This window comes from Sphingomonas sp. GW821-FHT12D09, assembly GCF_058807215.1.
In genome coordinates, this window is the sequence record NZ_JBXAQL010000002.1 from 639,554 (window position 1) to 664,484 (window position 24,931).

The window sequence follows — 24,931 nt, forward strand, 5'->3', positions numbered from 1 at the left end:
GGAACCGTGAGAAACGCGCGAGTCGCGATGTCTTTGCTTAGTAACATGGGTTAAAATCGAGCCGTTCCAATGGCTTGAATGGCTCGGGGCACGCATTTGCGTGGGTTAGGGCGAGTCAACAAAACTATTTCAGAATCTTTACATGCCGCCCCCTTGCTCGACTCGAAAGCGCGTCCCTAAAACAACGCTCCCAGGCGAGATTCGCCGGGGTGTCCGGGGGGTTCATTCACTCGGGTGTACGGCCCACTGCACCACGACCGGGGATGTCCGGTGCGGGCGGGCTTCATGTCGGATTAAATTGTCGCGCGGGATGCAGAAGCTTCCCGCGAAGGAGGGGTGCGTCACGGTGACTCAGGTGCAGGCCTTGGAGCGGGATGGGATGGAAGCTGCGGTTGCAAAGGCTTGGACGCACGTGCGCGCAAATCTGCGCCGCTCTGCGGGCCAGCGCCTGTTCGACCAGTGGCTGAAGCCAGTGGTCCTGATCGAGGGCAGCAATGCCGAGATCGTGCGCCTTGGGCTGCCGTCGGCGTTCATGACCCAGTGGGTGAAGAATCACTATGCCGAGCGGCTGCTGCTCGAGTTCCGCGGGCAGATCCCTGCGGTGCGCAGCGTCCTGCTCGAAACGGTGGCGGATGAACCCAAGCGCGTGCTGAGCGCAGCTGCTGCGGTTGCCGACACCGCGCCGGTGGCGGCAGCGACGGGCACGCCGGCCGAGCGCCCGCAGTTCGACGTGCGCTTCAGCTTCGAGCGTTTCGTGATCGACGCGACCAACCGCGTCGCCTGCAACGCCGCCAAGGCGATGGCTGAGCCCGGTGCGCCGCGCTTCAGCCCGCTCTACCTTCATGCCGGCACGGGGCAGGGCAAGACGCACCTGATGCACGCGATCGGCCATGCGTTCCTGGAAGCCAATCCGGAAGCGACTGCGATCTATGTGACCGCCGAGCGCTTCATGTTCGAATTCGTCCAGGCACTGCGCAACAAGGACACGCACGCGTTCAAGGCGCGGCTGCGCTCGGTCGATCTGCTGATGATCGACGATCTGCAGTTCATCGGCGGCAAGGACGCGACGCAGCAGGAGTTCTTCCACACCGTCAACGAGTTCATGTCGTCGGGCAAGAAGCTGGTAATCGCCGCCGATCGCGCTCCGCAGGCCCTGGAAGGCTTTGAACCGCGCCTTGCCGGGCGCCTGGCATCGGGCCTGGTGGCGGACATAAAGCCGGCCGAGCTCGAGCTGCGCCGCGCGATCGTGGGCCGCAAGCTGCTCGACATGCCGGCGGTGACGATGCCGCACGAAGTGATGGACCTGCTCGCCGCACGGATCACCACGAACGTCCGCGAGCTCGAAGGCGCGCTTAACCGCCTCGTCGCCTATGCCCAGCTGAACGGCGAGACGATCACGATCGACTTCGCTACCAACGTGCTCGGCGAAGTGCTGCGTTCGGCCCAGCGCCGGATCACGATCGATGAGATCCAGCGCGCAGTCTCGGCGCATTTCGAAGTGAAGCAGATCGACCTGATCTCCGAGCGCCGCGCCGTGGCGATCGCCCGGCCGCGCCAGATCGCGATGTACCTGGCCAAGCGCCTGACTACGCGTTCACTGCCCGAGATCGGCCGCAAGTTCGGCAACCGCGACCATTCGACCGTGATCCACGCGGTCAAGCGGATCGAGGAGCTGCGCGGCAAGGACGTCGAGATCGACACTGCGGTGCGCACGCTGATGCGCACGCTCGAGGGTTAGGGTCAGGCTAAGGGGGAGCTTCAGGGCTCTATTCCCTCCCGTCCCCCGGGAGGGCAGGGTGGAGGAGCTGAGAGCGGGGCAACGCAGATCGGTCACGCCTCCACCCTGATTGGTCCCGCAAGGGGCAAAGGAAAGGCCGGGGCGCGCATCCCGGCCTTTTCCATATGTCTAGACATAATCAGTCGCTCAGGGCACGATCCGGAAATAATAGCTGTAGTTCCGCACGGTGCCGCCGACGTTCACGTTGCTGATCGTGACGTCGTAGAGGGTGTTGGTGGTGAGCCCCGCCACGCTCCATTGCAAATTGTTGGGCAGGCCATAGCCGTCATTGTCGTACGACACGTTCGACACGGTGAGCGCCGCGCCGCCGCGCACCCGCACGCTGATCGTCGCGGCCGAGAAGTTCACCGAGCTGTTCGCGCCGAAGTTCGAGGTCTTGTTGGCGATCACGCCGAACGAGAGCAGTGCGCCATTCTCGTAATAGCGGGCCGGATACTCCTCGAACGGATAGGCGACATAATCGGGAAGCGGACCGGCGGTGTTCGAGGTGCTGTTGATCACCTTGATCGAGGCGCCGTCGGCGCGGTTGCTCGTCTGCCAGACGCCAGCGACGCGGCCATAGGCGATGGTCGAGAGGAACGGATAGAGCAGCCAGCGACGATGGCCGATATTGTTCGCCACCAGATTGTTGGTGTCGGTGAGCCAGCCGACCATGATGTCGGCATCCCGCGAATAGCGCAGGCCGCCCGTGCCCAGATAGATGTTGCTCTGCCCGGCCGCGGTGGCGCCGGCGGACGTGTAGCAGAGCCAGCTTGTCGGCGGGGTGTGGCTGAGCTGGCCGTTGGCAGCCATCATCAGCGCGGATTGCTGGACGGCAGGCTCATCCGCCGCGGCATAGGTGACGGCGGGCAGATTGTGGTGCGCGCGGATATCGTTGAGCGTCGCCAGCACCCGCGCACCGACTTCGGGCTTGAGCGTGCCGGCCTGGCAAGCGGCGATGTTGGGCTGGGCGCTGTAGAGAAGCGCGGCGCCGGTCAGGAAATCGGTGCCGCTCGCGGGCTCGCTGCTGACCGGAGTCGGTGTGGGCGTCGTGGTTGGGGTGGGCGTGGGCGTCGATCCCGGCGCCGGCGTCGGGGTGGGCGTGACGACGGTGCCACCACCGCCGCCGCCAGAGCCTCCTCCGCCCCCACTACAAGCTGCAACTGCGCTCCCGAGGAGCAACGCGGGAATCAAGCTACGCATAGGCACTCTCCGGACACAGAAACCCGGAGGTCCGCGTAAGGGTTCCCCCGGCGAAGGCCTGCGCCTCCGCCGGGGCGGGAATCAGACCTGCAGGCCGACGGCTTTCTGCGCCGCGAGCAGCGTCGGTGCGGCAAGCTCCGTGGCACGCTCCGCGCCCTTGGCGAGCTGGGCGCCGACCGCTGCGCGGTCGCCCAGCAATTGGTTCAGCCGTTCGCGGACCGGGGACAGCACCGAGATGGCGAGATCCGCCAGCGCTGGCTTGAACGCGCCGAAGCCCTGGCCGGCGAACTCCGCGACCACCGACTGGGGATCGCGGTCCGCCAGCGCGGCGAAGATCGTCACGAGGTTCTTCGCCTCGGGGCGCTCCGCCAGCGCATCGAACGAATCGGGCAGGGGCTCAGGATCGGTCTTCGCCTTCTTGAACTTCTGCGCGATCGTGTCGTCATCATCCGACAGGTTGATGCGCGACAGGTCCGACGGATCCGACTTCGACATCTTGGCGCTGCCGTCGCGCAGCGACATGATCCGCGGTGCGGCCTTGGAGATGAAGGGTTCGGGCAAAGGGAACAGCTCGACTTCGTAGTCGGTGTTGAACTTGGCCGCGATGTCGCGGGCGAGCTCGAGATGCTGCTTCTGGTCCTCGCCCACCGGCACGTGCGTGGCCTTGTAGACGAGCACGTCGGCCGCCTGGAGCACCGGATAGGTGAACAGGCCGACACTGGCGCCTTCGCGGTTCTTGCCTGCCTTGTCCTTCCACTGGGTCATGCGGTTCAGCCAGCCCATGCGCGCGGTGCCGTTGAGGATCCAGCACAGCTCGGCATGCGCGGGAACGCGCGCCTGGTTGAACAGGATCGCGCGGTCGTCGATGCCCGAGGCGAGCAGCGTCGCCGCCATCTCGATCGTGGAATTGGCGAGTTCCTGGGGGCTGATATTGCCCGTCAGCGCGTGGAGATCGGCGAGGAAGAAGAGGCACTGCCCCTGATCCTGCATCGCCACCCAGTTCTTGATCGCCCCCAGATAGTTGCCGAGGTGCAGATTGCCGGTGGTCTGAATGCCGGAAACGACGCGCATGATTCACTACTCCACGCCCGGGCTGACCGTTCGGCCTTTGGACGGGCCGCGGGTCCGAGACGGCGGGGACGCAGCCGCACATCGATGTCAGGGACGGGAGGCTCCTAGTCGATGGTAGCGGAGCGACAAAGACAAAACCTCGTCATCCCGGCGAAAGCCGGGACCCAGGGCAGGATGCCGAGCAGCGAAGAAACCCTGGGGGCCCGGCTTTCGCCGGGGTGACGACAAAAAGGGTCAGCGGGCCGCGCGCCGCCGCACCAGCGCCTTGAGGTCCGAAAGACGGAACGCGCGGGTGAGGAAGCAGGCGACGGCGTAGATCGCCACGCCCGCGCCGACGAGCACGACCAGCGCTGCGTAGCGCTGCCAGAGCAGGCCATCGAGCCAGGGATCGAGCAGCCGGTCGAAGCCGAAGATCGCAACGCCCATCAGCACCGCGGCCAGCGCCAGGCGGGGGATACGGCGCTTGAGCTGCGCATCTGCGACGAAATGCCCGCGCTTGCGAAGCTCGGCATAGAGCATCCACACATTCACGGTGGACGACAGCGCCGTGGCGAGCGGCGGGCCGATATGGCCGATCAGCGGGATCAGCGCGAGATTGGCGGCGATGTTCACCGCGACCGAAATGGTGGCGAAGCGCACCGGGGTCCTGGTGTCCTGGCGGGCGTAGAAGCCGGGGGTGAGCACCTTGACCAGCACATAGGAAGGCAGGCCGATCGAGAAGCCGGCCAGCGCCCAGGCGCACTTGACGGTATCGTCGGCGGTGAAGTGGCCGTACTGGAACAGGCCGCGCACGATGGGTTCGGCGGCGACGATCAGCGCCACCATTGCCGGGATCGTCAGGAACAGCGCCAGCTCCATGCCGCGATTCTGCGTCTCCATCGCCTCCTCGTCCTGGCCGGCGGTGAGAAGGCGCGAGATGGTAGGAAGCAGGATGGTGCCGAGGCCGATGCCGATCATGCCGAGCGGCAACTGGTTGAGCCGGTCGGCATAATAGATGAACGAGATCGAGCCTTCGCCGAGCAGATAGCCCGAGAGCGCAGTGGAGATGACGAGATTGAGCTGCACCGCGCCGGCACCGAGCGCGGCGGGCAGGATCAGCTTCATCAGCCGGCGTACTTCGGGATCGAGGCGGGGCAGGCGGGGCCGCAGCGACACGCCGGCGGCGCGGCAGGCGAACCATAGCCAGAGCAATTGCACCACGCCGCCGATCGGGATCGAGATCGCCTGGGCGCGTGCCGTCTCCTCGGGCGTACCGTGCAAGACGAACAAAGCCGTCACCATTGCGATGTTGAGCAGGATCGGGGCGGCGGCGTTGACCCAGAATTTGTCGAGCGAGTTGAGGATGCCGCCCAGCAGCGAGGCGAGGCAGATCAGCATCAGATAGGGAATGGTGATCCGGCTGAGCTCGACCGCGAAGGCGAACTGGTCGTGCGTCGGCGCCTGTTTGTGGAAGCCGCCGGAGAGCGCCGCCGTGAGCGGCCAGGCGGCGGCGAGCATTACTACCGTCATCACCGCGAGGAAGGCGAAGAGCACCGACAAGGTGCGCTCGGCGAAATCGAAGGCGGGCCCGCGCTCGCCGTCGCTCTCGGCGAGCTTGCGGTTGAACATCGGGATGAATGCCGAGGAGAAGGCGCCCTCCGCGAAGAAGGCGCGGAACATGTTGGGCAGGCGGAAGGCGACGAGGAAGGCGTCCGACGCGAAGTTCGCGCCGACATAGCGCGCCTGCAGCGAATCGCGCACCAGCGCGAGGATGCGGCTGGCGAGCGTGAGCCCGCCGACCGACCCCAGGCTGCGGGCGAGCTTCATAAGGAAATTCCTCCCCCAGCTTGCTCGGAAAGGGGGACCGCGATGCGTAGTATCATGGTGGAAGGGCGCGGCGGTTTACCGCCGCGTGCCGCGGAGGCCCCTGCACCATCGTTTTGCGATGGTCCCCCTCCCCGAGACAGGCTCGGGGAGGAATTGGGAGCGGTCACGCCTGGTTCCCCCCTAGAAGTGGATCAGGCTTCGCCCGCCATGTCGCCGGTCAGGCCCGACTCGTTCGCGGCACGCTGCTGGAGATAGATGCCGCCGAAATCGATCGGCTCGAGCATCAGCGGCGGGAAGCCCCCGTCGCGCACCGCGTCGGCCAGCACGCGGCGGGCGAACGGGAAGAGCAGGCGCGGGGCCTCGCCGAGCAGGAAGCCGTCAAGGCCTTCGCCTTCGGGCACGTTGCGGATGCCGAACAGGCCGGCATAGGACAGGTCGACGATGAACGCGGTCTGGCTGTCCGACTGCGCGCGCACTTCGATCTTGAGCACGACTTCGAACACATCGTCGGCGACCTTGCCCGAGCCGATGTTGAACTGGACATCGATCGCCGGGGCGGTCGGGTTCTGGTAGATTGCCGGTGCGTTGGGGTTCTCGAACGAGAAGTCCTTCACATATTGCGACAGAAGGCCAACGGCGGGCGCGGTGTCTTCGCCATTCGCTGCGGGCTCGCCGAATTCGGCGATCGTGTCGTTCTCGGCCATTTCAAACTACCTCTTTTTCGGAAAGTTTCGCGCTGTTGAAGCGTTGGGTCGGCTGCGCGCCTAGCAGGCGGGCGGCTGTGTTTCAATTACCCCAGAATGTGGCGATTTGAAACGCGGGCCGCTTAGGCCTATGTTAACCGGCGAAGCGTTTGGAGGCGTAGTGTACACGATAATCCTGTTCGCCATGGTGGCCGGTTTCCTGGCTCTCCGACTTTATGCCGTGCTCGGCAAGCGCACTGGCCACGAACAGGCGCTGCCCAAGCCCAGCGAGGAGCGCGTGGCGGTGCCGCCGCTGCCGCGCACGATCGACCAAGTCGCCGAAGCGCGCGACCCCGGGACCCGTGCGATCGAGAATGGTGCCGAGACGGGCCTCAAGGCCGTGATTGCCGCGGATTCGAGCTTCGACGTCGCCCAGTTCATCGACGGCGCGAAGAGCGCGTACAAGATGATCCTCGAAGCCTTCTGGAAGGGCGATGAGGAAACGCTCGGCTGGCTGGTGGAGGACGATGTCCGCGCCGGCTTCGCCCAGGCGATCGCCGACCGCAAGGCTGCCGGCCATGTGCTGGAGAACCGGCTGGTCGCGATCGAGCACGCGATGATTTCCGAGGCCGTGGTGGAAGGGAAGGTCGCCCGCATCACCGTCCGCTTCGATGCGGATATCGCGGCAGTGACGCGCGATGGCGACGGCAATCTCATCAGCGGCACGATGAGCGACGCTGTCGAGACGCACGATATCTGGACCTTCGCGCGGAAGCTCCGCAGCGACGATCCCAATTGGAAGCTCGTCGAGACCGACGAAGCCTAAAGGGGCCAAACATGCGAATCTGGGGGGGAGTCGCGCTCGCGGCGCTGTTGGGCGCGTGTTCGGGCGGTGTGGTGCCGCGTGGCGTGGAGCCGGGCTATGCGCCGCCGCGCGAAGCGCCGAGGGAAGTACCGAGGACGGGGCCACGCGAACCTGCGAGTGTCGCCGAGCCGCATTCCAATCCCGCCGCACGCCAGCCCATTCCGGCGACACCGCTCGCCGCCATGCCGGCGGCCGCCGCACCTGCGGGCACGCTCACGGCATCTGCTGCGGGGCTGCTTCCCGGTCCCGCGTTCGATTCGCTGCCGTTGAGCGACGCGGGGGCGGCGCGCGCGCTGGTTGCGTTTCGGCTGAGCTGTGCGTCGCTGGTGCGTCGCACCGATGCGAGCGGGCTCACCAGGGGCAGCGACTGGCAACCTGCCTGCGACGCTGCGCGCGGCTGGGCGGAGCGCGATGCGCGGGCTTTCTTCGCGCGCTGGTTCGAGACCGTCCAAGTCGCCGACGGCAAGGCGCAGGCGACTGGCTATTACGAGCCGGAGATCGCCGGATCGCGCCACAAGCGCCCGGGGTACGAAGTGCCCGTCTACGCCAAGCCCGACGACATCATCGAAGTCGATCTCGGCCAGTTCTCGGCCGAGCTGAAGGGCAAGAAGATCCGCGGCCGCGTCGCCGGCAAGAACTTCCTCCCCTATTTCGACCGCAAGGACATCGACCAGGGCGCGCTGAACGGGCGCGGGCTGGAGATCGCCTGGGCAGCCGACGAGGTGGAGCTGTTCTTCCTCCAGATCCAGGGTTCGGGGCGGCTGCGGGGGCCCAATGGCGAGCTGATGCGGATCGGTTTCGCGGGGCAGAATGGCCGCGAATATGTCGGCATCGGCGCGCTGATGCGGGATCGTGGCCTGCTCCAGCCCGGCAAGGCATCGATGCAGGGCATTATGGAATATCTGCGCACCCATCCCGAAGAGAGGCGGGCGATCATGTGGGAGAACAAGAGCTATGTGTTCTTCCAGGAGCTGAAGGGCGCCGGGCCGAACGGCTCGCTCGGCCTGCCGGTGACCGGCCAGGCCAGCGCTGCGGTCGATCCCAAGTTCATCCCGCTGGGCGCGCCGGTGTTCCTCTCGATGGACCGCGCCGAGGCCAATGGCCTGTGGATCGCGCAGGATACCGGAGGGGCGATCAAGGGGCCGAACCGAGTCGATACCTTCTGGGGAGCGGGTGACGATGCCCGCGCGATCGCGGGCGGGATGAACGCACGCGGCGTCGCCTGGCTGCTGCTGCCGGTCGGTACGCTGAGCCGGCTCGGCGGCGCGCCGATCGCCGACGCGGCGCCGCCGCGCCAGCGGTGAGGCGCCTCGCGCCAGAGGAAGCGGCGCTGTGGAAACGCGTGATCTCCAGCGTCACGCCGATCAAGGCGCGACCGGTGAAGTCCGTCGAGGCGCTCGCAAAGTCGGAGACGCCGGCACCCGTGCCGGCCCCGCTGCCGGCCAAGGTGAAAGGACGCGTGCCGCCGCCGCGGACGGTCGCGCCGGTACCGCCCCCGGCCCGCAAGCCCGCCGCCAACACGCTCGATGCTTCCTGGGACCGCCGCCTGTCGCGCGGTCTCGTCGCCCCGGAATCGACCGTCGACCTGCACGGGTACGGCCTTTCCGCCGCCTATGACCGGCTCGATTTCGGGCTGGAGGCTGCCGTGGCGCGGGGGGACCGGGTGCTGCTGCTCGTCACGGGCAAGCCGCCGCGGCCGGAATCGGAGCGCCCGCATGCCCGCGGCGCGATCCGCGCGGCTGTGGGTGACTGGCTCGCCTCGTCGCGCCATTCCGATCGTATCGCTGCCGTAAGGAGCGCGCATTCGCGCCACGGCGGCGCGGGCGCGCTCTACATCGTGCTGCGGCGCCCCCGAGAAAAATCTTAACTTCTCTCTGCGATCTATTCGGGATCGCCGCCGGTGCCCTGCCGGCGCGCGAGTGATTCCGGGGGGAAGAACGAGCGCAGTGGAAGGATTTTCGCTCAAGAGCCGCGCGATCGCCTTTGCGATGTGCGCCGGAGCCGTGGCGTTCATCCTGGCGCTGGCTGCGGCATCGACTCCTGAGATGATCACCGTCGAGAGCGCCGGACGCGCGCTCATCGCCGCAATCGTCTGCGGTGCGATGTGCTGGGCGTCGGCCGAGCGCACCATCGCCTCCACCGCCGAATCGCTCGACGCTGCCATCGAACGCCTCCAGGGCGCCGCCAATGGCGACCTGCAGAGCGGCATCCCGCCCCAGGTCGGCGAATCGGTGCCTCAGCTCGCACGCGCCATGGACGGGCTGTTCAGCCAGCTCCACGCCAATCTGGAGAGCGTCCAGCGGCTGGCGATGTTCGATCCGGTCACGTCGCTGCCCAACCGCACCAATTTCCGCCGCGCCGCCGAGCGCATGCTCTCCGAGCTGCCGCCCGGCAACATCGCGGTGCTCTTTTTCATCGATCTCGACCGCTTCAAGCACGTCAACGACACGATGGGCCACGCCACCGGCGACGCGCTGCTCGGCATGGTCGCCAACCGTCTCCGCGCCGTGGCGGACCGCTTCGCCGCCGAAGCCGATGCGCGCCCGCCGCTGATCGGACGGCTGGCCGGCGACGAGTTCACCATGTTCTTCCCGACGCTGCGCAACGTGCGGGACGCCGAGCGGATCGGCCGCGGCATCCTCTATGCCCTGTCCGAGCCGTTCGACCTGTCCGACCAGGAAGTGTCGATCGGCGCCTCCATCGGCATTGCGCTGCGCCCCGAGCATGGCACCACGCTGCACGACCTGATGCGGGCCGCCGACGCCGCCATGTACCACGCCAAGGCGATGGGCCGGGGCCGCGCCGAGCATTTCACCGAGATCCTCGCCGCCGAGATCGCCGACCGGGCCCGCCTCGAAAGCGACCTCAGGGAAGCGGTGGACAAGGACCAGTTCACTCTCGTCTACCAGCCCCAGGTCTCGGCCGCCGACGGCCGCATCGTCGCCGCCGAGGCGCTGCTGCGCTGGCGCCACCCCGACGGGCTCAAGATGCCCGGCACCTTCATCCAGCGCGCCGAGGAGACCGGCCTGATCGTCGAGATCGGCGAATGGGTCGTCGAGAACGTCGCCGAGACCATCTCGCGCTGGGGCCGGCTGGGCATCCAGCAGCGCCTCGCCGTCAACATCAGTCCGCGCCAACTCGACCATGTCAGCTTCTTCCGCATGCTTCGCGAGGCGATGCTGGCGGCCAACGCCCCGGCGCATCTGCTCGAGCTCGAGATCACCGAGACGCTGGCGATGCACTGTTCGAGCGAAGTGCTCGAGGCGATCGCCCTGCTGCGTGCCGACGGCGCCACCATCGCCATCGACGATTTCGGCACCGGCTATTCCAACATCGGCCGCCTGCGCACCTTGCCCATCGACCGCATCAAGCTCGACCGTGCCCTGATCGAGCATGTCGCGACCAGCGCCGAGACCCGGGCCATCGCCCAGGCGGTGATCGGTCTGATCCATGGTCTCGGCTGCGAAGCCGTGGCCGAGGGGATCGAGGCCGAGGACCAGGCCACCGTGCTGCGCGTCATCGGCTGCGACATCCTGCAGGGCTATGCCGTGGCGACGCCCATGGAAGAGGAAGCCTTCCTCGAATGGGCCCGCGGCGTGGCGCCACAGCAGCGGATCGCGGGTTAAGCGTAAACCCGCCTCAAGATCTCCTCATAGACATCCGTCAGCGAAACCAGATCGGCGAGGGACACGGCCTCGTCGAGCTTGTGCATCGTTGCGTTGAGCAACCCGAACTCGACCACCGGGCAGAGCTTGGAGAGGAAGCGCGCATCGGAGGTGCCGCCGGTGGTGGAAAGCTCGGTCACCACCCCGAGCTTGTCCGCGATGGCGCCGGAGATCAGCGCAGACAGCGCGCCGGGCTCGGTAAGGAAGGCCTCGCCATAGACGCGCCCCTTGACGATCCCCAGCGGGGCGTGGCGCTGCACGATCTCCTCGATCCGGGCGATCAGGTCGGGGCCATATTGCTGGTCGTTGAAGCGGATGCTGATCCGCGCCCTGGCCTCGCCGGGAATGACGTTGGTCGCCGGATTGCCCACCGTCAGGTCGATGATCTCGATGTTCGAGGGCTGGAACCAGGCATTGCCCTCATCCAGCACGATGGCGTCGATCTCGGCCAGGGCCCGGACGAGGCGGGGGACCGGGTTGTCCGCCAGATGCGGATAGGCGACATGGCCCTGCTTGCCCGGCACCACGATGTCGATCACCGTCGAGCCGCGGCGGCCGATCTTGATCATGTCGCCGAGCCGATGCTGCGACGTCGGCTCGCCGACCAGGCACAGGTCGGGCAGCAGGCCGCGCTCGGCCATCCGCTCGATGAGGCGGGGCGTGCCGAAGGTGGCGGGGCCTTCCTCGTCGCCGGTGATGATGAGCGTCGTCACGCCGCCCTGAACCCGGGAAGCGGCTTCGACGAATGCGGCGATGGCACCCTTCATGTCGACGGCGCCGCGGCCATAGAGCAGGTCGCCGCGGACCTGGGGCTCGAACGCGCCGCTGGTCCAGCCGCTGCCCGGCGGCACGACGTCGAGATGACCGGCAAAGGCGAAGTGGCGCCCGCTCGTTCCCCGCACGGCGAGCAAATTCTCGACCGGCCCGTCGGGCGCCTCGCCCTCGACGAAGCGCTCGACCTTGAAGCCGAGCGGCAGGAGCGCCGCCTCCAGCACGTCGAACACGCTGCCGCGCGCCGGAGTGACGCTCTCGGCGGCGATCAGGGCCTTGGTGAGTTCGATGGCGTCCATTTTCGCTCCGTCATCCCGGCGAAAGCCGGGATCTCTGGCCTCTTTCCCCGACCGAGTAGCAGTTGCAAAGAGATTCCGGCTTTCGCCGGCATGACGGGAACATATTGAATGCCCAAGCTCGATCTCGATACCATCCCGCAGACCAACGCCACCGGCTATCCGGCCGAATATGCCGGGCCGGTGCAGGGCCGCTGGTATCGCCGGCTGGCGCCCGCCAGCGGAATCACCGACACCGGGTTCAGCCATGTCACGCTGGAGCCCGGCGCCTGGTCCGCTCAGCGGCACTGGCATGAAGGCGAGGACGAGTTCGTCGTGATGCTCGCCGGCGAAGCGGTGCTGGTCGACGATCATGGGGAGACGATGATGCGGCCCGGCGACGTCGCCGCCTTTCCCAAGGGGGACGGTAACGGGCATGTCCTGCAGAACCGCAGCGACGCCCCGTGCGTCTACATCGCGGTGGGCAAGCCTTCGTCGAGCGACTGCCATTATCCCGACATCGACATGTTCCTGCCGGCGGGGCAGGGGTTCCGGAGGAAGGATGGGAGCGGGTTCCAGCAGGAATAAACCGCCAGACGCGCCCCGCTCTACTCCTTCGTCATGCTGAACTTGTTTCAGCATCCAACTTTCCACGCGCGAGATCCCTTGGGGCGCGTTGGACCCTGAAACAAGTTCAGGGTGACGGTGGATTTTTGAATGGCGCGCGCACTTTCAAATGTTGGTCCCTCCTAAAGAATCAGCGCCTTCATCTTGGCGAACCGCGCCTGGCGGTCCGCCCAGCCATTGGGCTCCTTGTTCGAGGTGGGGCTGCCGCGGTTGATGCCGTTGGAGACGGCCATCAGCTTGTCCTGGTCCGCCCATGCGTTGAGCGCGCAATTGTCCCAATAGGCGCAGAAGGCGAGCAGGCCGAGCGACCAGGCCTCGAGCAGCTCGGGATTGTTCTCGAAGTCGATGCCGAGCTTGCGGCCATAAAGGCGGTAATTGGCGCGGCCGGTAAGCTGGCCGGGGCCGCGGCCGAGATAGCGCAGGCCGTCGCCGGGCTGGTCGTTGCCGAGATTGGTGTTCATCTCGTACTTCGCCTGCGCCGCGGTGGGCCCCCAGATCTCGCGGTTATAGCGGAAGCCGCCGCTCTCATGCGCGCACTGCGCCATGAAATGGGCGAGGCGCAGGCCGTTCTCGACCAGGCCATAGGTGCGGAAATGGACATTGGCCGCGAGCCCGAGCTCGGGGGCGATCGCAGCCGACGCCCCTGCCTTGGCGAACAGCGCGGCCAGGGTGTCGCGTCCCAAGCCGCCATCAGCCGTCACGCCGAGCCGCTGCTGAAGCTTCTTTACGTCAAGCATACACTTACTCCCGGGTTGGTGGGTGCGACCGGCGAAAGTGATGTTTTTCAAAACCTGCGCAGATTTGCGCGGCTTCGCAAGAGTTCAGGCGGGATCCATCTCGAACTGCTGGATCACCCAATCCTCTTCCTGCGCGCCGGCGATCCAGTCCTGCAGGAAGGGGTGCTGGAGCACGGCGTTCATATAGGCCGGAGCGAAGCGCGCCACGGGCAGCGAATAGGTGACGAAGCGCGTCACCACGGGGGCGAACATGATGTCCACCGCGCCGAACTCGCCGAACAGGAACTGGCCCTCGCCGCCATAGCGGGCACGCGCCTGGGCCCAGAGCTCCATGATCCGGGCGATCTCCTGCATCACATCGGCATCGGGCGCCTTGGGCGGATAGACCTGGCGGATGTTCATGCCGTGCTTGCGGCGCAGACTGGCGAAGCCGGAATGCATCTCGGCCGCCATCGAGCGCGCCATGGCGCGGGCGGCGGGATCGGTTGGCCAGAACAAGGTGTTGCCGGTCTTGTCGTTGAGATACTCGACGATCGCCAGGCTGTCCCAGACCACGGCATCGCCGTCCCACAGGATCGGCACCTTGCCCGAGGATGGCGCGAACTCGTCGCCCTCGCGGCGCTTCTCCCAGTCCTGGTCGTAGAGCGGCACCACGACTTCCTCGAAGGGGAGTCCGGCCTGCTTGCAGGCGAGCCAGCCGCGCAGCGACCAGGAGGAATAGGCCTTGTTGCCGATATAGAGCTTCATGCCAGCCGGGATAGCGGCGGGGCAGGGGGGCTGGCAACCGCTGCGAAATCTTGAATCCGTTGACTCGCATACGGATTCTTTCAACGCATGACAGAGGGAAATATAGGAACATAAATAGAACATATGCTGATATGCGGCCTGTAGGAAAGCGGCAAATATCCTTTTGAGTCAGCCGTGTAGCCTGAGGTGGGCCACAGCGTGCATGTCGGTGCCGGCATGGCGGTAAGCGGGCTTGCCGAGGCAATGTCATGCATATACATGATGCATATGCATGATTATCAACTTTCCTCCGGTTGCAGCTGCACGATGCTGCGCAAGGCGACCCGGGCGATGGCGCGAATCTATGACGAGGCGCTTGCCCCGCATGGCATGACCACTGCGCAATTCTCGATTCTGCGCAGCATTTCGCGGGCGCAACCGCTGGCGCTGAGCCGGCTGGCCGAGACGCAGGAGATGGACCGAAGCTCGCTCTACCGCGCGCTGGCGCCGCTCGAGGCGCGGGGCTGGGTGGCCGTGGCGCCGGGCGGCGGGCGGACCAAGCTGGCCGCGCTGACCCCGGCGGGGCGCGCGGCGATGGCGGCGGCGGTGCCCGAATGGGAAGCGGTGCAGGCACGGGTGGAGACGGGAATGGGCATGGAGTTGCTGCGCGGGCTCGACCTTGCGCTTCACAAGCTGGTGAGCAGCGCCGGGGGCCAGGCATGATCGCGGTGCTGTCTCGCCTGCCGGTGGGCGTGCGCGGCTATGCCGGGATCGTCGCGGCGATCACCTTTGTCGCGCTGCTGGTCTCGGCCGGGCTGCGCTCGGCGCCGGGCGTGATGATGCTGCCGCTCGAGCAGCATTTCGGCTGGGACCGCGCGACGATCTCGGCAGCGGCCGCCATCGGAATCATGCTCTACGGGCTGGTCGGGCCGTTCGCGGCGGCGCTGATGCTGTCGTTCGGGATCAAGCGGACGATGCTCGCCGGGCTGGCGCTGATGTCGGCGGCGACCTTTGCCAGCCTGTGGATGTCCGAGCCGTGGCACTATGTGCTGAGCTGGGGCGTGTTCTCGGGCGTCGGCAGCGGCGCGGTCGCCTCGGTGCTGGGCGCGGCGGTGGTCAATCGCTGGTTCGCGACGCGGCAGGGCCTGGTGATGGGGATGCTGACCGCGAGCACGGCGACCGGCGCGCTGGTGTTCCTGCCCTTGCTCGCCTGGCTTTCGGAGGGCGGGGCGTGGCGGCCGGTGGCGCTGGCCGTGTCGATCGCGACGCTTGCGGTGATCCCGCTGGTGTTCCTGTTCATACCCGAGCATCCGCGCGATGTCGGCGTGCGGCGCTTCGGCGAGACCGAGGCGAGCACGCCGCCGCCGCCGATGAAGCAGGCCTCGACCCCGGCGCTGGCGTTCACCGCGCTGTTCCGCGCGTCGAAGAGCATGACCTTCTGGCTGCTGTTCGGCACCTTCTTCGTCTGCGGGCTGACCACCAATGGGCTGGTCGGCACGCATCTGATCGCGTTCTGCGGCGATCATGGCATCGGGCCGGTGCAGGCGGCGGGGCTGCTTTCGCTGATGGGGCTGTTCGACCTGATCGGGACGACGGCTTCGGGCTGGATGACCGACCGCTATGATCCGCGCAAATTGCTGTTCGTCTATTACGGCCTGCGCGGGCTTTCGCTGCTGGCGCTGCCGTTCCTCGATTTCAGCGCGTCGAGCCTGCTCCTGTTCGCGATCTTCTATGGGCTCGACTGGATCGCGACGGTGCCGCCAACGGTGAAGCTGGCCAATGTCCATTTCGGCGAGCGCGATGCGCCGATCGTGTTCGGCTGGGTGATGGTGGGGCACCAACTGGGTGCCGCGACCGCGGCGTTCGGCGCGGGCGCGGTACGGGCCTGGACGGGGACGTACACGCCGGCATTCCTGCTGGCGGGGGCGTTCGGGCTGGTCGCGGCGGTGGCGATCCTGGCGGCGCGGACGGAGAAGGGCGAGGGGCGGGTGGCGGTGGCTTAGCCTGGCGGCGCTAAACTCCTTCTCCCCTTGTGGGGGAGGAAGGGGCCCGCTCGCATAGCGAGTGGGAAGGATGAGGGGGACTGAGACTCACTCCCCCTCACCCTTCCGCAGCCTTCGGCTGCTCCCTCCCTCTCCCACAAGGGGACAGGAAGAGACCTTACGCCGCCTTGAGGTTGGTCATGAAGCTGCGCATCGCCTGCATCAGGTCCTGGGCGCGCTCGACCAGGTCGGCGGTGACCGTGTCGAGCTCGCCGGTCGCCAGGGCGGCGGCGCTGGTCGTATTCTCGGCGATCGCGGCATTGCCCTGGAGCGTCGCGGTGAGCGTCGCCGCGGTGCCGGCATAGTCCTGGATCGAGCGGATGACGTTGCCCTGATGGCGCATCGCCTGCTCGACCGCGGCGGCGACCTCGTCGATCCGGTCGAACCCTTCGCGCATGTCGCCGACGATCGTGGTGGTGCCGTTGATCGCGGCGGCGATCTCCTCGAGCCGGCGGCGCACGTCGCGCGCGGCATGCTGCGACTGGGCGGCGAGGCTCTTCACTTCCTGCGCGACGACCGCGAAGCCGCGCCCCGCCTCGCCGGCGCGCGCCGCCTCGATGCTGGCGTTGAGCGCGAGCAAGTTGGTGCGCTCGGCGACTTCGGAGATCAGGTCGGTGATCGAGCCCGCGGTGCCGGCATAATCGACCAGCCGGGCGAAACGCTCCTCGGTCGCCTGCGACAGGGCGTGGAGCCGGGCGGTGGTGGCGCCCTGATCGGCGATGCGCATCTCGACCATCGCGCGCGACCGGCCGAGATTCTCCGATTCGCCGAGCAAGGCGGCGGCGCCGATGTCGGCCTGCTCGACATGGCCGACCACGCCGCTGACCTGGTCCTGCGATTCCCGCGTGCCGCGCATCAGCGCCGCGGCCGAATGGCGGGTCTGCTCGGCGGCGATGGCGAGATCGGTGATGTCCTTGACGAAGCCGCGCTCGAACTCGCGGGCGATCTCCTCGAGCTGGACGCGGCGGTTGCGCTCGCTCTCCTCGATGCGCACGCGGCGGGTCTCGGCCTCGGCGGCCTGGCGCTGCCACTCCTCGCGCTGAGCCTTGGCGGCGAGCAGGTCGCGCTCGGCGGCGGTGCGGGCGAGCGCCTGGCCGGACTCGAACTGGTCATGGACCAGTGTGCCCTGCTCGAGCACGATCCGGCCGAGCATCAGCACGAACACGCCGAGGAACATCAAGGTGGTCAGCGGGATCGACCAGAGCGCGGCATAGACCGCCGCGGTACCGATCGCCGTGAGCAGGAACGAAAGGCTGGCGGGCGGCGAGGCGGCATAGCGCAGCGCGCCGAGCGCGATCACGCCGGTGATCACCGCGGCGTTGACCGCAAGCCCCTCGCCATGGACGCCGAGCCCGGCGGCGCCGAGGAAGTTGGTCCAGGCAAAGGCGGCGAACGCGGCGCGGCGCATCGCGGCATGCACCCCGGCGCGCGAGCTGGCGATCACCCAGCCATTGTCGCGGTGGCGCTTCCAGCCGATCAGCATCGCAGTGAAGATGCCGACGTGCAGCGCATAGGCCGACCAGTGGAACAGCTCGTTGCGGTCGTGCGGGATGATCAGCATGACCAGCACGCCGACGATCATCGACATCGCATAGGTGACGGGAAAGGCCTGGGCGACGACCATCATCTGGGTGCGCGTCAACTCGGCGGGCAGGGTGACCCACTTGCCGTATAACAGGTGACGCAAGGTCGAGAGACGACGCGCAGGCATAGCGCATTATAGGCGGGCGCCGCTGCAACATACCGGAAACAATGCGGTTTAACGCAGGATACTAATCTCAGGCAGCGCGCAGCGACCCCAGGAATTCCTGCATCTCGCGCATCAGGCGGCGGGCCTGGTCGACCAAAGTGTCGGTCGCGGCGTCCATCTCCGCGGTGGTGCGCGCGGCGCTCTCGGTGGCGGCTTCGGCACTGGCGGCGCCGGACTGGAGATCGGCGGTGAGCGCGGCGGCGGTGCCGGCATAGCTCTGGATCGAGCGGATGACGTCGCCCTGGTTGGCGATGGCGTGGCCGACCGCGCCGCCGACTTCGCCGATCCGATCGAAGCTGTCGCGCATCTCGCCGACGATCGAGGTGGTGGCATCGACCGCGCCGGCCATACGGTCCAATTGCGCACGAATGTCGCCGGTGGCGAGCGCGGTCTGGCTGGCGAGGCTCTTCACTTCCTGCGCGACGATGGCGAAGCCGCGGCCGGCATCGCCGGCGCGGGCAGCCTCGATACTGGCGTTCAAGGCGAGGAGATTGGTGCGCGCGGCGATCTCGGCGATCATGTCGGCGATGCTGCCGACGCTGGCGCTGTGCTGGGCGAGCGTCGCGAAGCGGGCATCGGCGGACAAGGAGAGGTCGTGGAGGTGCGCGGTGGTCTCGCTCTGCGCGGCGATGCTCGCCTCGACGATGGTGAGCGTGCGGCTGAGATTGGCCGATTCCTCGAACAGGGTGGCGGCGCCGGTATCGGCGCGGACGGCGCGGCCGGCGACGCCGCGGATCTCGTCGCGGGTGGCGATGGTGGTGCCGACCAGCCCTTCGGCCGAGACGCGGGTCTGTTCGGCGGCGGCGGCGAGCTCACTGATCGCCGTGACGAACTGGTGTTCGAACCGGTCCGCGATGCGGGTGATCTCGGCGCGGCGATCGCGGTCATGCTCGACCTGGGCGCGGTGGCGGGCCTCGGCCGTGCTGGCGGCCTGTTGCAGCGCTTCCTGCTGCTTGGTGGCGCGCAGCAGCTCGCGGTCGCTGGCGGCGCGGGCAAGCGCCTCGCCTTGGGCGAACTGGCCGCTGACCAGTTCGGCCTGGCCGATCACGGTGCGCGCGAGCAGGGCGACGAAGACGGCGAGGAAGACGAAGACGCCGGCGGGGATATTGGCGAAGATCGAATAGAGCGCGCAGATCACCACGCCGACCCCGAGCCATGCCAGGCTGGCGGGGGGCAGGGGTGCATAGCGCAGCGCGCCGATCGCGACGACACCGGCGATCGCCGTGGTGGTGACGATCAGCTCCTTGTCGGCGGCGCCCAGGCCCAGCGTGGTGAGGAGCAGGAACCAGCCGAGCGAGACCGCGGCGGCCTCGATCACCGTGGCACGCAGCGTGGCGGCGCTGTCGTCCACCCACCAGTCGCGCGCCTTGCCGTCGCGCCAGCGGACCAGCACCGCGGTATTGATCGCGAGGTGGAGCGCGAGCACGGCGATGTGCCAGGCGAAATAGCCGTTCGAATGGATCATCAGCGTCAGCACGATGCTGACGAAGACGCTGGCGACGAAGGACACCGGATAGCCGCGCTGGATCGCCACGCTGTGCGCGCGCATCAGGCGCGGCTGCAGCGCCGCCCATTTGCCCCAGAGCGCCCTTTTGAGGGCTTGTCGGTTCACCTTCCCCATTTGGAAGGTGTTTAAGCGGGGATGGTTACCAGCGCGTTTATCATAGCCGCAGGTGGATGCCGCGGCGGTGGAGCGGGATGAGCAGGGTGAGGACGACCGCCAGCACGCCGAGCGCGAACAGGAACGAGGCGAGCAGGAGGTTGCCGGGCATCAGCGCTTCGAGGCCGTGCCACGCCCAGGCCTGGAAGCCGCTGCGCATCGCGGCGAGCGAGAGCAGCAGCGAGAGCAGGTAGCCGAGGATCGCATTCATCCCCAGCACGTCGAGCGGCCACAGCGCCTTGCGTACGGCTTCGGATCGCGAGGCGACGATGCAGCCGGTGAAGACGAGTCCCGAGAGGCCCGAGGTCCATAGCGCGAAACTGCTGGTCCACAGCTTCTTGTTGAGCGGGAAGGCGAAGGAGAAGGCATAGCCGATCACGGCAAGCGCGATGCCGGCGAGCAGGATGCGCATCGTCGCGCGGGCGGGCGCGCGCTTCCACAGTATCGCTGCGAGCATGCCGAGCAGGACGTTGACGAGCGAGGGCAGGGTGGAGAGCAGCCCTTCGGGGTCGTAGACGATGTTGCCGGCGGCGTCGGTACCGTAGCGGTACATATGGTGCGTGGTGACGGTGATCCGGTCGATCCAGCCGGCGAGATTACCCTCGGGGCTGAGGTCGCCCGCCGTGTAGCCGGGGGCGGCGACGAAGGTCATCAGCGCCCAATAGCCGATCAGCAGGACGGCGGACGCTATGCCGAGCGCGGGGGCGCTGAGATGCGCCTTGCCGTCCTCGGCGCGCCGGGCGGTGAGGATCGCCAGCGTGGCGGCGAGGCCGTAGCAAAGGCCCAGGCGGGGGAGGACGCCGAAGACGCGGAAGTCGACGGGCCCGCGCGCGAGGAACTGCCAGGCCCAGCCGATCGCGACCAGCAGCAGCGTGCGCCGGACGATACGGCTCCAGACCTTGCCGTCCACCGCACGCGGGAAGGACAGGCCGAGCGCCACGCCCATCGCGCAGAGGAACGCGGGGAAGACGAGGTCGGTGGGGGTGAAGCCATGCCACTCGGCATGATCGAGCGGCCACCAGACATGGTCCCAGCTGCCCGGCGTGTTGACGATGACCATGCAGGCGACGGTGAGCCCGCGGAACAGGTCGAGGCCCGCGAGGCGGGCGGGTGCGCTTGGCGCGTCGGTCATGTCGTGCGGTCCCCTCCGATTGCGGGGGAGTGTGGCGCGGTTGGGGGGAGAGGTCAAAGGTGGCTCTTAATTCCACCCCCAGCTTGCTGGAGGAGGAATTTAAGGCTTAGCCCTTCACGTATACCCAGGCGGTGGTGCCGCTCTCCAGCGTCGCCGCCACCCGCGCGTAGTTCTCGCTCTCGTAGACATCCGCCGCGGCCAGTTCCGCGTCTGTCAGGCGGAAGACCTTGCCGGGTATGGGCGGGGCGTCGGCGTCGGGGACCAGTGCGAGGTGCGTCTCGATGCCGCTGGCTTCGAGCACGTCCGGGTCGCGGATCGTGATCTCGATCTGCTGGTAGCCGTGGAGGACGTCGTCCTGGCCTTCGAGCAGCCGGCCGAACTGGCTCAGTTGCACGCTCGCCAGCTGGAGCGTGCCGTAGGAGAAGAGCAGTTCCCCGCCTGCGCTCAACCGATCGCCTCGAGCACGGCGGCGCGCAGTTCGGGGAGGCCCATGCCCTTTTCGGACGAAGTCGCGATGATGTCCGGGTGCGCAGCGGGGCGCTTGCGGACCGCGGCCTCGGTCTGGGCATAGATGTCGGCGAGCTCGGTCGCCTTGATCTTGTCGGTCTTGGTCAGGACGACGCGGTAGCTCACCGCCGCGGCGTCGAGCATGTCGAGGATATCGTTGTCGACGTCCTTGATGCCGTGGCGGCTGTCGATCAGCACCAGCGCGCGCTTGAGCACGTCGCGCCCGCGCAGGAAGTCGTTCACCAGGTAGCGCCACTGGCGCAGCATGTCGCGCGGCGCCTTGGCGAAGCCATAGCCCGGCATGTCGACGAGGCGGAACTTGAGTGGCTCGCCGACGTCGAAGAAGTTGAGCTCCTGCGTGCGCCCCGGTGTGTTCGAGGTGCGCGCCAGCGCGTTGCGGTTGGTCAGCGCGTTGATCAGCGACGACTTGCCGACGTTCGAGCGGCCGGCGAACGCAACCTCGGGCACCACCGGATTGGGAAGGTGCTCGAGCTTGGGCGCCGATTTCAGGAACGTGATCGGGCCGGCGAAGATCTTCCGCGCGGCCTCGATCTGATCGTCGTCGAAACTGCTCACTTTGCCGGGGCGTCCTTCTTGATCGCCTGCTTTAGCACCGGGTGGCGCGAATAGAGCCACTGCTGCTGCAGGATGGTGATGCAGTTCGAGGTGATCCAGTAGAGCTGCAGGCCGACGGCGAACGGCGCCATCATGAACATCAGCATCCACGGCATGATCGCGAAGACCTGCTTCTGGACCTCGTCCATCGGCGCCGGGTTGAACTTCATCTGGAAGAACATCGAGACGCCGAGCAGCACCGGCACCACGCCGATCGCCAGGAAGCCCGGCGGGGTGAAGTGGAGATAGCCGAACAGGTTGATGATCGTCGCGGGATCGGGCGCCGACAGATCGTGGATCCACAGCGCGAAGGGCTGGTGGCGCATTTCGATCGTGAGCAGCAGCACCTTGTAGAGCGCGAACATGATCGGGATCTGAAGCAGGATCGGCAGGCAGCCCGCGAGCGGGTTCACCTTCTCTTCCTTGTAGAGCTTCATGATCTCCTGCTGCTGGCGCTGCTTGTCGTCCTTGTGACGCTCCTGCAGTGCCTTCATCTTCGGCTGCACGACGCGCATGCGAGCCATCGATTCGAACTGCTTGTGCGCGATCGGGAAGAGCAGGCCGCGGATGGTGATCGTCAGCAGGATGATCGCCACGCCGAAATTGCCGACGAGGTGGAACAGCCAGTCGAGATAATAGAAGATCGGCTTCTCGACGATCTCGAACCAGCCCCAGTCGATCGCGCGGCTGAACTGCACGACGCCGAGCTTGTCCTGATAGCCCTGGAGCAGCTTCACTTCCTTCGCGCCGGCGAAGAAATGGCTGGAATAGCTGGTCTGCTTGCCCGGCGCGATGCTGAGCGGCTGGGCCAGGCTGTAATCGGCCTGGTAGGTCTGCTTGGCGGTGCCGCGCTGCTGGAGCGAGACGGGGACGCGCTGATCGGGGACGAGCGCGGTCAGCCAGTAATGATCGGTATAGCCGACCCAGCCGCCGGTGCTGGCCAGCTGGGTGGGGGTGGCTTCGATATCGCCCCAGTTGATGTACTTGGCGGCGCCGTCGGCGACTGCGACCGGGCCGACATGCGCGGCCCACTGGTCGACGTCCTTCGAGCGCTCCGAGCGCGAGACCAGGCCATAGGGGGTGACCTGCACCGGCGCCTGGCCGACATTCGCGACCGTCTGGCGGATCGTGAACATGAAGTCCTTGTCGACCGAAAGGTCGATGCGGAAGAGTTGGCCGGTGGTGGTCCTGGTGGTGAGGGTCACCGGGCTGGTGGGGGTGAGCTTGCTGCCGGTCGCCTGCCAGACGGTGTTGGCGCCCGGTGCCTGGACGCCCGCGCCCGACCAGCCGAACTCGGCGAAATAGGCGCCCTGCGTGCCGCTCGGGCTGAGCAGGCGGATCGGCGGCGACTTCTTGGCAGTCGTCTGGGCGTATTCGACGAGCACGAGGTCGTCGAGCCGGGCGCCCTTGAGGTTGATCGAGCCCTTGAGCGACGGCGTGTCGATCGCGACGCGCGGCGTCTCGGCCAGCACCACGGCGCTGTCCCGCACCGCGGCGGGGGTCTCGGTGGGGGGCGTGGCGCCCGGGGTCACCTTGACCGGCTTGCCGTTGACCGTCTGGGTGGCGGCGGGCTGCTGCGGGAAGAGCCAGTGGGTGGCGTAGGGCCATGCGAACAGCAACAGCCCCGCGATCACCGCGAACAGCACGAAATTCTTCTGGTCTTCCTTCACTCAACCGTTCCCCGGAAAAACTTATGGCACTGGGTCGTAGCCGTGGCCGCCCCATGGGTGGCAGCGGGCGATCCGCCGGATGGCGAGCCAGCTGCCTTTGACAGCCCCATAGCGGCGAAGCGCCTCGATTGCATAGGCCGAACAGCTGGGCGCGTAGCGGCAGCTGGGCGGCAGGATGGCGGACGGGCCGATCTGCCAGGCGCGGGCGAGCAGGATGAGGAGCCTGGCCATCATCCGGCGCGGCTTCCGTATCCGTCACCCTGAACTTGTTTCAGGGTCCAACTCGCCGCGAACGAAGGGCAAGAGGCGAGAGCGTTTCCGGTGCCGCGCGTTGGATGCTGAAACAAGTTCAGCATGACGAAGGGGGAACGGCAGATCACCGCTTCACCTTCGCCAGCGCCTTGACCAGCTCGGCCTTGAGATCGTCATAGGGGCGCTCGATGCCGCTGTTGCGGCCGATCAGCACGTGATCGGCGCCGGGGAGGCCGGCTTCGGGCAGCACTTCGCGGACGAGCGCGCGGAACCGGCGCTTCATCCGGTTGCGGATCACCGCGTTGCCGACTTTCCTGGATACGGTAATGCCGACCCGCATCAACGGATCGGCATCGTCTCGCGCACGCACGATCAGGACGAAGCCGGGCATGGGAGCCCGCTTGCCTGCATTTGCTGCGAGATAGTCCTTGCGCTGCGTAAGCCGCGCAACGGCGGTCGGAATTAGGCCGACAGCTTGTTGCGGCCGCGGGCGCGGCGGGCGCGAATCACGTTGCGGCCGCCCGGGGTCGCCATGCGGCTGCGGAAGCCGTGCCGGCGCGCACGCACCAGGTTGCTCGGCTGAAAGGTCCGCTTCATCGCTCATCCTCAAGTATCTAGAACGTAAAAGGGCCACCACAGGGGCGGCCGCTGGTCGGGTGCCCATAGTGGGACGTTCCGGCCGAGTCAACGTGCTCTGTCCCCAAAACCCAGGACTTCGGCCTCGGCACGGGCGATTTTCGCCTCCTGTTCGCGCAGGCGGCGGCGGCGCGCGCTGCTGCGGCGCAGGGCCTTGTCGGCGTAATGACCGAATCGCGGCCAGCGGCGCTTGGTGCGCGCGAAGACTTTCTGCGCCCAGTGCGAGTTCTGGAGGACGAGCACCAGTCCGGCGGCGAAGACGAAGATCCCGCCCGGGCCGGGGATGATCCCGACCAGCGGTGAGACGGCGATGAGGAGCGCGCCCGTGACGAACAGGGCGGTGCGGACAATCGGGCTGCGTGCGCCTGCCATGGCTTGGAAATGGGGAGCGTGTGTTGTTGCCGCAAGACACGCCGCAATGGTTCATCGTGGCTTAGGCTTGTTTCGTCGCCGGAGAGGCG

General features: G+C 67.3%; 25 protein-coding genes. 8 read left to right on the top strand and 17 right to left on the bottom strand.

Annotation, left to right across the window (positions count from 1 at the left end; genetic code table 11):
- The first annotated feature begins 379 nt into the window (after window positions 1-379).
- Entirely contained in the window at window positions 380-1,738 is a 1,359-nt protein-coding gene (gene dnaA / locus AC1RPL_RS13050) for a chromosomal replication initiator protein DnaA (protein ID WP_493069852.1), read from the top strand.
- Between the two features lie 186 nt (window positions 1,739-1,924).
- Here dnaA and AC1RPL_RS13055 read toward each other — a convergent pair whose 3' ends face one another.
- From AC1RPL_RS13055 to secB, 4 genes are all read right to left on the bottom strand, one after another.
- The gene (locus AC1RPL_RS13055; protein WP_493069722.1) at window positions 1,925-2,980 is read right to left on the bottom strand and encodes a CAP domain-containing protein; all 1,056 of its coding nucleotides are present in this window, start codon (window positions 2,978-2,980) and stop codon (window positions 1,925-1,927) included.
- Between the two features lie 81 nt (window positions 2,981-3,061).
- Window positions 3,062-4,051: a tryptophan--tRNA ligase gene (trpS, locus tag AC1RPL_RS13060; protein WP_493069723.1), complete on the bottom strand. Its 990-nt coding sequence runs from the start codon at window positions 4,049-4,051 to the stop codon at window positions 3,062-3,064.
- Window positions 4,052-4,285: 234 nt separating this feature from the next.
- A complete protein-coding gene (gene murJ / locus AC1RPL_RS13065; RefSeq protein WP_493069724.1) occupies window positions 4,286-5,857 on the bottom strand; it encodes a murein biosynthesis integral membrane protein MurJ in 1,572 nt (523 codons plus the stop codon).
- A gap of 191 nt (window positions 5,858-6,048) precedes the next feature.
- Entirely contained in the window at window positions 6,049-6,561 is a 513-nt protein-coding gene (secB, locus tag AC1RPL_RS13070; protein ID WP_493069725.1) for a protein-export chaperone SecB, read from the bottom strand.
- 160 nt (window positions 6,562-6,721) lie between these two features.
- Here secB and AC1RPL_RS13075 point away from each other — a divergent pair, with 160 nt between their 5' ends.
- From AC1RPL_RS13075 to AC1RPL_RS13090, 4 genes are all read left to right on the top strand, one after another.
- Complete coding sequence (locus AC1RPL_RS13075; RefSeq protein ID WP_493069726.1) at window positions 6,722-7,366, top strand: Tim44/TimA family putative adaptor protein; 645 nt, start codon at window positions 6,722-6,724, stop codon at window positions 7,364-7,366.
- Between the two features lie 11 nt (window positions 7,367-7,377).
- Window positions 7,378-8,709 (top strand): murein transglycosylase A, encoded by a 1,332-nt coding sequence (gene mltA / locus AC1RPL_RS13080; protein ID WP_493069727.1) that lies wholly within the window; start codon window positions 7,378-7,380, stop codon window positions 8,707-8,709.
- Window positions 8,706-9,272, top strand: a complete 567-nt coding sequence (locus AC1RPL_RS13085) for a Smr/MutS family protein (RefSeq protein ID WP_493069728.1) — start codon at window positions 8,706-8,708, stop codon at window positions 9,270-9,272. Before mltA ends, AC1RPL_RS13085 begins: the two co-directional genes overlap by 4 nt.
- 79 nt (window positions 9,273-9,351) lie before the next feature.
- Window positions 9,352-11,031, top strand: coding sequence for a putative bifunctional diguanylate cyclase/phosphodiesterase (locus AC1RPL_RS13090; RefSeq protein WP_493069729.1), 1,680 nt, complete (start codon window positions 9,352-9,354; stop codon window positions 11,029-11,031).
- On the opposite strand, the gene dapE is transcribed toward AC1RPL_RS13090, so the two are convergent.
- On the bottom strand, window positions 11,028-12,140 hold the full coding sequence (gene dapE / locus AC1RPL_RS13095) for a succinyl-diaminopimelate desuccinylase (protein WP_493069730.1): 1,113 nt from the start codon (window positions 12,138-12,140) through the stop codon (window positions 11,028-11,030). The two genes, AC1RPL_RS13090 and dapE, sit on opposite strands and share 4 nt — an antisense overlap.
- 108 nt (window positions 12,141-12,248) lie before the next feature.
- On the opposite strand from dapE, the gene AC1RPL_RS13100 reads away from it, so the two are divergent.
- The gene (locus AC1RPL_RS13100) at window positions 12,249-12,704 is read left to right on the top strand and encodes a cupin domain-containing protein (protein WP_493069731.1); all 456 of its coding nucleotides are present in this window, start codon (window positions 12,249-12,251) and stop codon (window positions 12,702-12,704) included.
- Between the two features lie 161 nt (window positions 12,705-12,865).
- On the opposite strand, the gene AC1RPL_RS13105 is transcribed toward AC1RPL_RS13100, so the two are convergent.
- Entirely contained in the window at window positions 12,866-13,480 is a 615-nt protein-coding gene (locus AC1RPL_RS13105) for a glycoside hydrolase family 19 protein (RefSeq protein ID WP_493069732.1), read from the bottom strand.
- Between the two features lie 84 nt (window positions 13,481-13,564).
- Window positions 13,565-14,227 (bottom strand): glutathione S-transferase family protein, encoded by a 663-nt coding sequence (locus tag AC1RPL_RS13110; RefSeq protein WP_493069733.1) that lies wholly within the window; start codon window positions 14,225-14,227, stop codon window positions 13,565-13,567.
- A 267-nt stretch (window positions 14,228-14,494) separates the two neighbouring features.
- On the opposite strand from AC1RPL_RS13110, the gene AC1RPL_RS13115 reads away from it, so the two are divergent.
- Window positions 14,495-14,929, top strand: a complete 435-nt coding sequence (locus tag AC1RPL_RS13115) for a MarR family winged helix-turn-helix transcriptional regulator (protein ID WP_493069734.1) — start codon at window positions 14,495-14,497, stop codon at window positions 14,927-14,929.
- Window positions 14,926-16,209 (top strand): MFS transporter, encoded by a 1,284-nt coding sequence (locus tag AC1RPL_RS13120; RefSeq protein WP_493069735.1) that lies wholly within the window; start codon window positions 14,926-14,928, stop codon window positions 16,207-16,209. The genes AC1RPL_RS13115 and AC1RPL_RS13120 overlap by 4 nt, the downstream gene beginning before the upstream one ends.
- A 157-nt stretch (window positions 16,210-16,366) precedes the next feature.
- Here AC1RPL_RS13120 and AC1RPL_RS13125 read toward each other — a convergent pair whose 3' ends face one another.
- The 10 genes from AC1RPL_RS13125 to AC1RPL_RS13170 form a co-directional block, all read right to left on the bottom strand.
- Window positions 16,367-17,959, bottom strand: a complete 1,593-nt coding sequence (locus AC1RPL_RS13125) for a methyl-accepting chemotaxis protein (RefSeq protein ID WP_493069736.1) — start codon at window positions 17,957-17,959, stop codon at window positions 16,367-16,369.
- Between the two features lie 67 nt (window positions 17,960-18,026).
- On the bottom strand, window positions 18,027-19,610 hold the full coding sequence (locus tag AC1RPL_RS13130; RefSeq protein ID WP_493069737.1) for a methyl-accepting chemotaxis protein: 1,584 nt from the start codon (window positions 19,608-19,610) through the stop codon (window positions 18,027-18,029).
- 49 nt (window positions 19,611-19,659) lie between these two features.
- The gene (locus AC1RPL_RS13135; protein WP_493069738.1) at window positions 19,660-20,790 is read right to left on the bottom strand and encodes an acyltransferase family protein; all 1,131 of its coding nucleotides are present in this window, start codon (window positions 20,788-20,790) and stop codon (window positions 19,660-19,662) included.
- A 106-nt stretch (window positions 20,791-20,896) separates the two neighbouring features.
- A complete protein-coding gene (locus tag AC1RPL_RS13140) occupies window positions 20,897-21,238 on the bottom strand; it encodes a gamma-glutamylcyclotransferase family protein (protein ID WP_493069739.1) in 342 nt (113 codons plus the stop codon).
- On the bottom strand, window positions 21,235-21,873 hold the full coding sequence (yihA, locus tag AC1RPL_RS13145) for a ribosome biogenesis GTP-binding protein YihA/YsxC (protein ID WP_493069740.1): 639 nt from the start codon (window positions 21,871-21,873) through the stop codon (window positions 21,235-21,237). Before yihA ends, AC1RPL_RS13140 begins: the two co-directional genes overlap by 4 nt.
- Window positions 21,870-23,582 carry a membrane protein insertase YidC gene (gene yidC, locus AC1RPL_RS13150; protein ID WP_493069741.1) on the bottom strand — a complete coding sequence of 571 codons (1,713 nt, stop codon included), beginning with the start codon at window positions 23,580-23,582 and terminating at the stop codon, window positions 21,870-21,872. Before yidC ends, yihA begins: the two co-directional genes overlap by 4 nt.
- 21 nt (window positions 23,583-23,603) lie before the next feature.
- Window positions 23,604-23,816, bottom strand: coding sequence for a membrane protein insertion efficiency factor YidD (gene yidD, locus AC1RPL_RS13155; protein ID WP_493069742.1), 213 nt, complete (start codon window positions 23,814-23,816; stop codon window positions 23,604-23,606).
- A gap of 142 nt (window positions 23,817-23,958) precedes the next feature.
- Window positions 23,959-24,297, bottom strand: coding sequence for a ribonuclease P protein component (gene rnpA, locus AC1RPL_RS13160; protein ID WP_493069853.1), 339 nt, complete (start codon window positions 24,295-24,297; stop codon window positions 23,959-23,961).
- Entirely contained in the window at window positions 24,297-24,431 is a 135-nt protein-coding gene (gene rpmH, locus AC1RPL_RS13165) for a 50S ribosomal protein L34 (protein ID WP_086128886.1), read from the bottom strand. Before rpmH ends, rnpA begins: the two co-directional genes overlap by 1 nt.
- Window positions 24,432-24,518: 87 nt before the next feature.
- On the bottom strand, window positions 24,519-24,842 hold the full coding sequence (locus AC1RPL_RS13170) for a hypothetical protein (RefSeq protein ID WP_493069743.1): 324 nt from the start codon (window positions 24,840-24,842) through the stop codon (window positions 24,519-24,521).
- Window positions 24,843-24,931 lie beyond the last annotated feature (89 nt).